Consider the following 14,151-nt stretch of genomic DNA (forward strand, 5'->3'; position numbering starts at 1 on the left):
CTGAGTGCGCTTCCCCAAGGACGAAAAGTCGAAACAAAAATTTAGTAAAAGGAATCATTTTTATTTGCGACTGTTTTTTTCATTTTTTCACTCGTCTACTTGCCAAGTAAAAGTGGCAGTTGCATTGTCCTAAACTGGAGACCGAAAGTGGAAGCACCAACGAGAAAACGCCAACGAAAATCTAGGCTACACTCGACATCAGCCCAACAGCTAAATGACTTGATAAAACAAAGGGCAAATACAACTCAAATGAGTTTACCGAGCCGCTCTGAATTGCAGGCTAAAGCGCCGTTAACAGCCGCACAGCAAAGGCTTTGGTATGCTTGGAGAATTGCACCGAATGATAAAGCTTATAATTTGGCAGGCTCTTTGTATTTCGATGGACAGTTAGACGCTGAGTTGGTGAAACAAAGCTTTGCGGTACTGCAGGCTCGACATGGTGCATTACAAATCCAATTTACTGAAACGCTTGAAGGTGTTTTTCAGCAGCAAAATCCCCAACTGACGTTTGAATTTGTTGCGCTGTCGCAAGCGCAATCAAGCCAAGAATTGATCACTGAGGCGCTTACGCAAGCAATGCGGCCATTTGACTTGTTGTCGGACCCGTTACTACGTGTGGTATTGATCACACAAGGTAAGCGTTGCGAACTGTTAATTGTCATGCATCATATCATTACCGACGGTACTTCAATGCAAATCTTGTTTGATGAGTTTGTAGATGTTTATCAATTGATTGCCCTTAATAAGGGGCCGTCAATTGAGAAAAAAGTCGACTATATTGATTATGCTTTGTGGCAATCCAAGCAAGAAAATAGCGCGAAACTCGAACAGCAAAAACATAACTGGGTAGCACGGTTACCAAAGGGGATAGAAGCAATCACCTTACCGGCAACGGAGTCAGCAAGGCGGTTAGACACCTATACAATGGCGACTCATAGTATCACTTTATCACAAAGCGTGGCTGAGACGGTTAGCACAGCAGCAGAGCGCTTTGGTACGACGCCTTATCTGGTGATGCTTACAGTCTTCCAAATGACACTACAACGTTATAGTGGTCAACAGGATGTGTTAGTCGGCGTACCCGTTGCAAACCGACATTTAGCCGAAACGTTGGGGGTGATCGGTTTTTTTGTCAATACTCAAGTCAGCGCCCTACGAATTCAAGATAGCGATAGCTTTGCGACACTGATAGCGCAAGCAAAAGATCATCATCACTTCGCGCAATCTAATCAAGATTTACCATTTGAACAGCTTATCGACGCGCTAGCTGTCGAGCGAGTCAATGGCACACATCCGCTCTTTCAGGTGATGTTTAACTATTTACGTCGTGATAAACAAAGTGCCAAAAAGCTAAATAATATCGCGTTAACCCATACCCAAGCGCATCGCTTTACTATGCCGTTTGATTTGCATTTAGACATTATTGATATTCAAGGTGAGGGCGTTCAGTGCCACTTTTATTACGCTAAGGAGCTATATCAAGCGTGTTTTATCACGCAATTGCAAACTGCATTTTTGTCTGCGCTTACTCACCTTAGTGCATCAGCTGAGGTGCCCGTGACACAGGCAAGTTTATGGCAAGGTGATGTTGTGAGTCGATTGCCAAGTGGTCCGCGTGTTCAAGCGCCTGATGATTTGCTTATTCAGCTGCAGCGATATGGTAATCGGCAGCCAGAAGCGATAGCGGTTTCAGGTGCATCAGGGGCACTCACCTACAAAGAACTGGTGCAACATAGTGATAAAGTTGCTGCATTACTGCAAGCTCAAGGCCTCAAACCACAAAGCTTAGTGGGGTTGAGAATGTCCCGTGATATCGCATCATTAGTGTGTATTTTTGGTATCTTAAAAGCAGGAATGGCGTACGTCCCCATTGATGCTTCATTGCCTATATCACGACAGCAGTATCTTGTTGAGAATAGTCAACTTGCACTGGTGGTGAGCGACGTTGAAGCCATACCAGAGATAAGCTGTGAGCAATTGAGTTATCGGCAACTAATGACTAAATCGATCACAGAGCTGGTGTTGCCATCACGTGATGGCAAACAACTTGCTTACGTGCTCTATACATCGGGCTCTACGGGATTACCAAAAGGAGTAGCTGTCACCTTATCGGGACTAAACAACTACTTAGCAGATGCAAGCTCGCGTTATATGCATGACTGTCAGCGTGCAGTAGTGAGCTCGACCTTGTCTTTTGATGCAACGATCACAAGCTTACTGGTGCCTATCTACGCGGGTAAAAGCGTGCAGCTGATAAATCAAGATGACGCACTGCTCAATCATGTTGCAGATAGCATTCAACACGCAACTGAAGATACCTTATTTAAACTCACACCTGCGCACCTTGATGGGCTATTAAGCCTTGGCCGTGACATCACTTCTTCATGCCATCATTGTTTTGTTATAGGTGGTGATAAGTTGATGTCTGGTACTGTGAGTAAGCTTCGCCGCCAGCTAATCAATAGCCGATTCATTAATGAGTATGGCCCGACAGAAACGGTGGTAGGATGCTCTGCATATACGGTGACGCCCAAGTCGTGTACAGATTATACCGTTCAGCCTATCTCCAATGCGCTAAACAATACCGAGCTATTTGTGCTGGATAAGTATCTAAATCATTGTCCCGCCAACGCGGTTGGGGAGCTTTACATTGCAGGGGCAGGGCTTGCTCAAGGTTATGTTGGACGTGCTGATCTGACCGCTGAACGCTTTATTGCGAACCCATTTAGTGATGATGGTAGCCGTTTATATCGCACAGGAGATATCGTGCGCTATGAAGCGGATGGGACTTTGTTATATCTTGGACGCAGTGATAATCAGGTAAAAATTCGTGGTTATCGTATAGAGCTTGCAGAAATAGAAGCGCAGCTTTGCGCTTTGCAAAACATCGATGAAGCAACCGTAATAGTTGATGCAAGCGCAAATTCCTCACGTATTATCGGGTATGTTGTGGCCAGTGAAATTGACGAGCAAGCAGTACTTTCTCAATTAGCAAAGCAGCTACCTCAATACATGTTGCCATCCACCATTATCGCTTTAGATCACTTACCACTTACGGTGAATGGCAAAGTAGATAAAGCGGCACTACCTAAAGTGGACATTCAAGCTGACATCAACTTTGTTGCACCACAAGGAGCAGTAGAGCAATTGGTTGCTGGGTTATGGCAAGCCCAGCTTGGTCTTGATCAAGTAAGTCGACACGATAGCTTTTTTAAACTAGGCGGAGATTCCATTATTGCACTGCGCTTTATCGCTGCGCTCAATCAAGCGCTTGGCTATAGCATAGCGCTTAAAACGCTGTTGCTCAGCCCTGTACTGTCACAGTTTGCCGAGGCGATTGAATTGGAACAAGGGACTATTACAGCGCTCGAGAAAAGGCCAAAGGATTTCCCTGTTGTAGTGTCGCCAGGGCAAAGAAGTTTATGGGTTGCGCATCAGCTTGCAGCAAACAAGGGCCAAGCCATGAGTTACAACATGTTTGGCGGTGTTGATTTACGCGGCCACTTGGATATAGACAAATTACAATACGCATTAGATAAGTTAGTTGAGCAACAATCTGCGCTGCGGACGTGGTTTGAAGAAATAGATGGTGAAATTAGGCTAGTGACCGTTGCTCACAATCATATTGTGATTGAACAACAGGATTTAATTGCATTGACTGAGCGTGCAAAAACGCATGCGCTCGCAGAACAACAACAGCAACTGTCCGCGCACCAATTCGACCTTGCAGCACTTCCCCTTATTAAAGTTAAGGCCGTTTGGCTTGCGCCAGACCATCTACGTTTGCTGGTGAATATGCATCATATTATTTCTGACGGTTGGTCCATTGCGATTTTTATTGAATCATTGAGTCAATTTTATGGTGATACTAGTCAAGTGAAGGGGGCTGAAATTCCCTATGACTATGCTGATTTTGCGTATTGGCAACAGCGGCGCTTACTAAGTGAAGAAGCAACAAAGCAACAAAGCTACTGGCGCAATACATTACGTGATGCACCTGCGCTTTCGTTATTTCCTGCGCATAAGCCTTTATCTGAGCAGGCTAGCGATCTGGGAGAAGAAGTACGATTGGTGTTATCTGTTGAGCAAAGTGAGCAGCTTAGGGCGTTTGCCAAAGCACAGAATGTTTCTCTAAACTCGGTAATGATGACCGCGTACTTATTGTTCTTACAGTTTGTGACCAAACAACAAGACTTAGTGATCGGGACTGATCTCGCTGGCAGAGAAATACCAGAGTTGGAAGCTATCATAGGTTATTTTGTGAAAGTTCTCCCTGTTAGAACCCAGCTATCTTCAGCCGCCACCATGGAAGAAGTACTGAAAGAAGTACACCATGCGTTAGCTGTGACGGTGGAACATCAATTGATGAGCTTAGATGAAATAATTAAGCAAGTGAATCCACCCAGAAACCAGTTCAATGCACCGATCCTACAGCAACTATTTGTAATGCAAAATGCGCCAAAACCAAGTTGGCAAGTAAAGGGTGTCTCATTTTCCCCCGCCGATATTGATTTGCCTAAGTACAGCAAGTTTGCCAATGCGTTATTTGTTACCCCTAATGACGAAATTGAATGTACTTGGTTATATCGAAAAGCGCTTTATGATCAACCCGCTATGGCGGCTTGGCTGGAGCAATGGAGTCAGCTTCTATTATCTCTCACAGCAAAGCCAAATACGGTGATTAGTGAGCTCTATCGTTCTATGTCATCTGCTACAAACAATAGGCCAAAGCTCAACAAGTTTGCCAAATTTAAATCGCGGTAAGTGATTACTGAGCGATAACGATAAAAGCCAAGTGGGTAGACTTGGCTTTTAAAATGAAAAGTAAATTTCAATAGCGCTATACCGTCTTACTGATACTTTGGCCGCCTCGCGGTGTCAACTTTGAAGATAGGCATGGTGTAAATATGCAAGATGATTTTTTAGCGGATATTGATAGCGATATATTGAGTTTACTGTTAGAGCAAGATGCCAGCGAAGGGATCTCTCATCTATCCGGTCATACCGCACCCTTATCATATTTACAGCAACAGCTTTGGACGCTGCAAGCATTAGATGAGTCGAATACAAGCTATCTCATGCCTGTCGTCTTTGAAGTCCATGGTCAAGTCGATGCAGTCAGGTTAGAGTTGGCTCTACAAGCTGTGATTGCCAATCATAGTGTATTTAGAACGCAATTTATCGCAAATGGTAATGAGCCAACACAAGTTGAGCTGGACAGTGCTGTTTTTTCGTTAGAGCAAGTTCATAGTGATAAATGTAGAGCTAGCTACCTGGCGAGCGAAGAATTAAACACTTGGTTAATGACAGCTAACGATTTAACACAAGTGCCGCAACTCAAAGCTCAACTCATCAGTTGCGCCGATCAGTTGCAAATTCTTGCATTAAGTTATCATCACTTAGTTTCTGATGGTTGGTCTAATAACCTGATTTTGGCCGATTTAAAACGCGCCTATCAGGGACTTTCCCTGTCTAAGCCTGCACTACGCTATCTTGATTTTGCACATTGGCAGCGCAGTGAATTGTCCGACGCGCATCCTGCTGTCGGTTTTTGGCTGCATTATTTAAATGCCCCGCGACAATCAGTGCGATTACACCAGCAGCGTGTCACGTCTAATAAGTTAAGCTCAGCAGGCGCGCGTCAACAATTTATGCTCAATGCGCCGTTAAGTGTGGAGCTTAATGATTTTTGTAAACGAAATCAGGTCACGCCGTTTGCATCCTTGCTGGCGGTATGGCAGTTATTGTTATCTCGCCACCATGGGAATGATCAATTTGTTGTTGGAGTCCCCAACGCGGGTCGCTCGCAAGAGCAAGTGCAAGACATCGTAGGCTGCTTTATTACCACGCAAGCCTATCGCTGTGAGGCCCATGCAGCCCGATCTTTTATTGATATTGTGAAACGAATACAAGGACATGCACTTACTTGCACGCAATACAGTGATGTACCGTTTGAATATGTGTTGTCGGTGTTACCAGAACATCGCACTGAGCAGTATCAAGGTAGTTTTTTTCAAGTGGGGTTTGATTGCCAACCGCAGTTACAAGGACAACTCAACTTCGCTGATTTCTCGCTAGAACCTGTCGCGGGTGGCAGTACCCAGAGCAAGTTTGCCATTGCACTATCGGTGCAAACTAGCGAGGCCAATATAGCGTGTGAAATTGAGTACGATCTCGCACAGTTTGATCTCCAATATATACAGACACTACAACGAGAGTTCTGTTTACTGCTTACCTTAGCTTTGGGACATGAAAATGAGACCATTGGTAATTGGATTGATGTGGCCTACGAAAACCAGCGCCCGTATTTGCCTGAAAGTAACGCGAATAAGGGTAAAACCTTGGCTCACGTTGAGAAGTTAACGCACACCTTGATTCGTCAACAGGCTCTTGCCACGCCAACAAATACCGCAATGATTTTTCAAGATCATCACTTTGATTATCAATGGTTAGAAGCACATGCCAACTATATTGCTTCGCAACTTCAAACTGTTGGTGTAAAGGCTGGGGAAGTCGTGGGTATTGCATTGCCAAGGTCGCCTTATTTGGTGGCAAGCTTGCTCGCGTGTTTTAAGTCTGGAGTGACCTATTTACCACTGGACGCTAAGCTGCCCGAAGATAAGCTAACTCACATGATAGAAGATAGCGGCTGTGTTTTGGTATTGGGCGAGCAATTGCACTTAACATCGCTTCCTTTGATAGCAGAAGACGCATTAGTTTGCTCGGATACCTCTGATTGGTTTGCACAAGACTTAACTATTGACGTCCATCCTGAGCATATCGCTTATCTTAACTACACTTCTGGCTCGACGGGTCAAGCGAAAGGGGTAGCGGTAGCACATGGGGCGCTTAGCCGTTATATATTTACGGCAGCTGATTTTATCAATCTTTCGCAACAAGATGTGGTTTTACAGTTTGCGACGGCGAACTTTGATGCCTTTGTTGAGCAGGTCTTTCCAACCTTGGTGGTTGGCGCTGCACTGGTTATTCGAGACGATAGCTTGTGGGATGCACAACAATTATTTGAGCAGGCCCTCAAACATCGCATCAGTGTTATGGACTTAAGTGCCGCTTATTGGCGCCAAGTAGCTGAAGATTGGTGTTATTTAATGCCCAAGCACAATTGGCGCTTACCGGCGTTACGACAGGTGCATTCCGGTGGCGAAGCCATGTCAAAACAAGCTATTAGCGCTTGGCGACAAGCAGGCTTGGCAGACGTAAAATTGGTCAATACCTATGGACCCACCGAAATTGTGGTGGAGGCCGCAATCTTTGATTGTACTAAGCTCGATGTTGCGCATATCGACTCCGTTCCGATTGGGACTGCTATTGCAGAGCGTAAACTCTATGTACTAGATGCAGAGCAGAACTTGGTACCACAAGGGCAAGCGGGTGAGCTCTATATTGGAGGCGATATTCTGGCTCAGGGTTACTTTGGCCGAGCCGGTCAAACTGCAGCAAGCTTTGTGGCCGACCCATTTAGTGACTCAGGAAAACGTTTATATCGCACTGGAGATTTAGTGAGATGGAACGAACACGCGCAGCTTGAGTTTATTGGTCGAGTCGATAACCAAGTCAAAATCCGTGGTTTCCGGGTCGAAATTGAAGAGGTTGAGCTTAAATTGCGTGCGATGGCAGGCGTAAGTGATGTGGCTGTTGTTGCTCAGCAGCATGCAGGAACAACTAGGTTACTCGCTTATCTCTGTTCACATAGAACGGCACAAGACATTCAAGCCGATGCCAGAGCGGCGCTACCCGAATACATGGTTCCTGCAGTATTTACACTAATGGATAGTCTGCCGCTGAACGCCAATGGCAAAGTGGATCGTTCAGCTTTACCAGCACCCAAGCACCAAGAGCAAACGCAAATCACGGTCTGTGTTGGTGAGGCTGAACAATCGATCGCTGCAATCTGGTGCAAATTATTTAATCTGGAGCAAATAGGCCGAGATGATAACTTTTTTGCCCTCGGTGGCGACTCGATAATTTGTTTGCAAATGGTGTCTTTGTGTCGTCAAGCTGGCTGGGAAGTATCACCTGGACATGTGTTTGAAGCGCAAACCATAGCAAATATAGCGGCGCTTGCCGTCCAGTTAGCTGAGCCAAATCCGAGCGACGTGGAAGAAGTCAAAGGGCAGGCGCCACTTTTGCCTATTCAGCAGGCCTTTTTTGAGCAGCGAGAGCATGCACCACATCACTACAACCAAGCGGTCATGTTACGCTTGGAGCAAGCGTTAGATTGGCGTGTACTTCAGCAAGTAATAGGTCGACTCATTCAGCATCATGACGCCCTAAGGCTGACATTTAGCAAGGACAGTCAAGGTTATTGGCAACAATCTTTTGGTGATTATCACGAGTCGATGCTGGCGCAGGTTTTCACAATGTATCAAGTGGAGAGTGAGCAGATCACTGCGCTGGCAGAGGAAATACAAGCAAGCTTGAATATTCAAGATGGGCCTTTGATGCGTGCGGCAGTGATGACAGTAGCCGACGGCAGCTATCGTGTCTTGCTGGTGGTTCATCACTTGGTGATTGATGGCGTGTCTTGGCGCATTGTGTTGGATGATTTAGCAACCGGCTATGAGCAGTTGCTGAATTCTGCAGATTGGCAGCTACCAGCCAAGTCGAGCAGTGTGAAAAAGTGGGCCGAAGCGCTACAGCACTATGGTGAAGCGTTTGCTGATGAAGCTAATTTTTGGCATATGCAAACCGCATCTCCTTTACCTTTCCCTTATCAGGATGTGGAGGCAAGTGCAGTTGAAGCCAGAGTAGCAACCGCAGAACAACAATGTTCTGTCGAACTCACAACACAGTTACTGACCCAAGCAAGTCGGCCATATCGCACCCAAGTTAATGACTTATTATTAAGTGCGCTGAGCGAAGCGGTGTATCGCTGGTTAGGAAAAGATGAATATGTGCTCCATTTGGAAGGACATGGTCGAGAACCTTGGCAATCAGAGATTGATTTGAGTCGTACGGTGGGTTGGTTTACCGCTATGTTCCCGCTGAAACTATCGCGCCACGGCAACTGGCTCGACACGATCACTGGCACAAAAGAGGCTTTGCGTAGGATCCCAAATAAAGGAATTGGCTATGGCGCACTTAAGTATGGCAATTCCGCCACACCTACACACTTGCCAGAAATTGCGGATATAGAATTTAACTATTTAGGCCAGTTAGACAATAACTTTACCAGTGATGGTATATGGCAACCCGCCGTTGAGTCTACAGGGGCAAGCCATAATGGCTTGGCAAAGGTGACGAGTGAGCTGGCGATACAAGCACAGGTCTTAGGAGGGCAACTCCAGATCCGCGCAAGTTTTGTTGAGGCTCGACTGAGCGCAGGCGCAGTGAATGATTTTATGAGATTGTTCCAGCAATGCTTGGAGGAGTTGGTAAGCCACTGCGAAACAGCAACCGCAAAACTAAGTCGGTCTGATGTGCCACTAGCGCAACTCTCGGACGACACATTACGGCAGTTAGATGCTGAGAAAATCAGCAAAGTTTATCCTCTTTCAGCGATGCAAGAAGGCATGCTTTTCCACGCTTTGTACAGTGACAATAGTGCTTACATAAATCAAATGCAGTTCGCTGTAACCGGTTTAGATATAGACGCATTTAGCGCTGCTTGGCAACGAGTAACAGATCGCCATGATGCGTTAAGAACGGGCTTGCTCACTCAGGTCACGCCGCCACATCAATATGTTGTTACATCACATCAGGCTGATATCACGGTACTTGACTGGTCTATGAAAAACCGAAATGTACAGGCTGAACTCGGTCAGCTGGCAAAGCAGCAAGTGGCATCAGGCTTTAATTTAGAGAAAGACATTGGCTTTAACCGTGTGGTGATCGTTCGGCTCAATGCCACGCAATACAGAGTTATTTGGACCAATCACCATTTATTCACTGACGGCTGGAGTGCTTCTCGAATGATGGGCGAACTACTGAGTGCCTATCAAGGACAAGCGCTGACAGCTGTAACTGGTCAGTACGACAGTTATATTGCGTTTTTACAAGCACAAGACCAAGTGCAGAATAGCCGTTATTGGCAACAGCAGTTACAACTATTGAGTGAGCCTTGTACGCTGTTCAATCAAGCGGAAAAATCGCATGTAGCAGAAAACCAAGCTGGTCAAACAAGCTGGATAATTGACTCCACACAGACCGAAACCCTCCTGTCTTTTTGTCGTCACCAGCAGATCACGGTAAACACGTTGATCCAAGCCGCATGGTCATTGGTATTGAAAACCGCTCTCGGGCGCAATGCCGTATGTTTTGGCTCGGTGACCTCAGGACGACCACCGCAGCTTCCCCAAAGTGATAGCATGCTCGGTTTGTTTATCAATACGTTACCGACAATAGTAACGCTGGAACCAGAATTGCCCGTTGGAAAATGGTTGCAGCAGCTACAACGCCAAAGCATAGCTGCACGTGAGCATGAATATACTCCCTTAAGTGATGTTCAAAAATGGGCAAGAGAAGGAGGATTGGACTGCCCAAATGGATTATTTGATACATTGGTTGTCTTTGAAAACTACCCGATAGCGGAGGCACTTCAGCAAGCTGATAAGGAATCCACGCAATTCGAGCTTGTGGCTAGCCGCGAAGAGACGGATTACCCACTGACGGTATCGATTTCACAGCAAGAGACCATCGACATTGCTTTTCACTACCAACTCGCAGCATTAAATAAGGTTGAGGCAAAGCACTTACTTGAGCGTTTTGTGCTTATTATTTCGCAGTTGGCGCAAGGAGTGATGCAGCCTCTTGGCAGTATAACCGCATTGAGTGCGGAGCAGGAAAAGGCATTACTTGAACTTGGTGATCCCCGAAGCAGGCAGGAAACACAAAAAGTCGATATTATTGAATGCTTATACCAGCAAGCTGAGATGCATCAGCATAGTGCACGGATCCACTTTGAAGACCAGTCACTAAGTTATCAGGCTCTGTTGTCACATAGCGAAAAGATAGCCGATGGTCTCCAACGCCAAGGGATCCGCCGTGAAGATCGTGTTGCATTATTGATGAGGACAGGACTCGATACGCTTGCGAGTATCTTAGCTATTTGGCAGCTTGGTGCAATATACGTCCCTCTTGATTCCGACTCTCCAGATTCCCGTCTGCATGATATCCTTGCAGTGAGTGAACCGCGATTGGTGCTATATCAAGGGAAAGGGCTTGAGCACTGTGCTGTTGAGCAAATTTCTCTCAGCAGTATCATAAACTTAGCGAGCCACGCTAAGCGAGAAGTATCTATACAGCATCCACAGCAATTGGCATACCTGGTGTTTACCTCTGGCTCTACTGGCAAACCAAAAGGGGTTGCGGTCACACGAGCTGCACTATTGAGCCATTGTTTGGCAATCGCCGATGCTTACCAATATAAGGCTGCCGATCATGCTTTGGCATTTGCTTCATTGGGCTTTGATGCAGGGCTTGAGCAGGTTTTTGTGCCGCTGTTAACGGGTGCCCAACTCACTATGGTGAATGGTAAAACGCTATTACCAGAGCAGTGTAGCGAACTCATCACAGCCAAGCAGATCAATATCGTTGACTTACCGCGCGCCTATTTACAGCACTTGCCGCATCTTGATGCGGTTCGCTTGTGCATTGTGGGTGGTGAGGCTTGGCCAGTGCAAGAACTACTTCAATGGCGCCAGCGTGCACCTCACACACAATTTATCAATGCTTATGGGCCAACAGAAACAGTGATCACGCCAACCATTTGGCAAGACGATAACACTTCATTGCTCGACAGTGTTTATGTGCCGATTGGTTCAGTCGTTGGCGAGCGTCATGCCTACGTGTTGAGTGAAGAGCTTAACCTTACGCCGCAAGGTGGAATTGGTGAGTTGTACATTGCAGGTACGTTGGCACAAGGTTATTTTGCTAGAGCGGATTTAACCGCAGAGCGCTTTATCGCAAACCCATTTAGCGATAAAGGCGAGCGTTTATATCGTACAGGTGATCTGGTGCGTTGGGGCAAGCAAGGCGAACTTGTTTATCACGGGCGTGCGGATCAACAAGTTAAAGTACGCGGTTATCGAATTGAATTGGCTGAAATCGAAAAGCAAATCACGGCAATGCCTAGCGTAAATAGTGCACTGGTCCGTCTGCAAGAAACTCAGCAAGGGGCACAGCTAGTTGCTTATGTGATAGGAGAAGATCTGGATCTCAATGCGCTGCAAACACAAGCTCAACAGAGGTTACCTGATTATATGCAACCGGCTCATTGGTTTGCATTGGCCCAATTTCCGTTGACTATAAACGGAAAAATAGATGTAAAAGCGTTACCTCAGCCCTCACGGCAAGCAAGCCAAACTGAAAGCCATGCAATGAACACTCACGAAAAGCAACTGGCGGCGATTTGGCAGGCGTTATTAGGCGTTGAAGCATCATCCCATAGCCAGTTTTTCCATGCGGGTGGGGATTCTATTCTAGCTATGAGGTTGACCTCGCAAATCAATCAAACATTTGGGTTGAATCTAGGGGTCAGGGAAATCTTTGAACACAGTGAATTTACTGCGTTGGCACAATATATCGCTGAGCAGCATCAAGCGAATAGGGAGGCTGAAGCGATTGTACTACAAGCACTGCCTTTTGAGCAGCAAGTGCCCGTATCGGCGGAGCAGCGTAGTCTCTGGATCACGGACAAATTAAGTGAAGAAAAAGATAAAGCGGCTTATAACATCACTACGAGTGTGAATCTCTTTGGTGAGCTTGATGTGGTAAGCCTGCAGCAAGCATTTACTCAGTTACTGGCGTGGCATCGTACGTTCAGTTATCGCTTTATTGAGCAAGAAGGCGATGTGGTTGCGCTTTACAGTGAGGAAAATGAACTGAATTGGCAGTTCGTGAAACTGACTGATGGCTTAGAGCAAAATACGCAAGAGGCGACCGAGTTGCGTCAACACTTCGAGCGTACACCGTTTGATTTAGCACAAGATGTTTTACTACGAGTGTTGCTGGTCGAAATTGCGGATAAACACTATCAGTTAACCATTAACATGCATCACATCGTCAGTGATGGGTGGTCTATGGGCAACCTGGTGCAGCAGGTTGGTGAGTTTTATTTGGCACAGGTTGAGAAACGCGAAACCGTTTTACCTGCGCTGCAAGTTCAATATAGTGATTATGCTAAGTGGCAGCAGCTGCGCTTGGCAAGTGATGAGGCGCGCGAGGTTGCTCAATATTGGCGAACTCAATTGGCCGATGCACCTATGCAAACCCTGATCCCTCTGCATTCACCGCGTCCTGAAAATAGTGATACAAAAGGTGAAGTTATCGACTTTACCATCGTGGCCGAGGTGCGCCAAGCCATCGAGCAGTTAGCGCAACATCAGCAGTGTTCTGTCTTTAGTGTACTGCTGGCAAGTTATGCTGCATGGTTATATGAAATAACTGGGCAGCAAGATTTAGTGCTAGGCACTGATCTGTCGGGACGAGAACATGCCGACCTAGAACCTTTGATCGGATATTTTATTAGGGTACTTCCATTGCGTATCCGCCTTACTGGCGCTATGGGCTTTGCTGAGCTGTGTGCGCATGTTCAACACACCTTACTCGATGTACAAAGCAATCAGTTGTTTACCTTAGACGGCGTGATTAATGAGGTAGGCGTACAAAGAACTGCGGGGTTGTCGCCATTATTCCAACAGCTTTTTGTAATGCAAAATACGCCAAAGCCGGATTGGCCAATTGAAGGGCTCAATATGGAAGGGCTCTCCTCTACAGATACATCGAGCAAGTTTGACTCAGCAATCTTTATTGATGCTCAAAAGAGCGCTTATCAAGGTCGTTGTTATTACAAGAGCGGACTATATCGACGAGATAAAATGCAAGTTGCACTGGATAGATGGCTAGCGTTGCTTGGGCAGCTAGTGCAACAGCCCGCACTAAGCTTAGCGACGTTCAGACCGCAAATTAGCAAACAAGCGAGTCAGAATAAGTTTAAATCAACGAAGTTTGCAAAGTTAAAGAAGTAGCGAACTCCAGATCATAACCAGTTTAACTATCTGTATAAAAATGAGGTGCGAGATGCACCTCATTTTGATTCAAATCAAGTAAATCTTCTACTTTATAGTAAAGAAAATAATTTGCCTTACGTCATATCGCTAAGCAGACCAACTCAAGGTAGCAGGGCGATGT

2 protein-coding genes are annotated in these 14,151 nt (G+C 46.1%); both read left to right on the forward strand.

The genetic code is table 11. The features are described 5' to 3' along the window. Positions 1-147: 147 nt before the first annotated feature. Positions 148-4,764, forward strand: a complete 4,617-nt coding sequence (locus NH462_RS12235; RefSeq protein WP_253105825.1) for a non-ribosomal peptide synthetase — start codon at positions 148-150, stop codon at positions 4,762-4,764. A 143-nt stretch (positions 4,765-4,907) separates the two neighbouring features. Then, entirely contained in the window at positions 4,908-13,988 is a 9,081-nt protein-coding gene (locus NH462_RS12240; RefSeq protein WP_253105826.1) for a non-ribosomal peptide synthetase, read from the forward strand. The last annotated feature ends 163 nt before the right edge of the window (positions 13,989-14,151 follow it).

It is taken from the genome of Pseudoalteromonas sp. OANN1, from assembly GCF_024124685.1.
Taxonomy (GTDB): Bacteria; Pseudomonadota; Gammaproteobacteria; order Enterobacterales; family Alteromonadaceae; genus Pseudoalteromonas; species Pseudoalteromonas piscicida.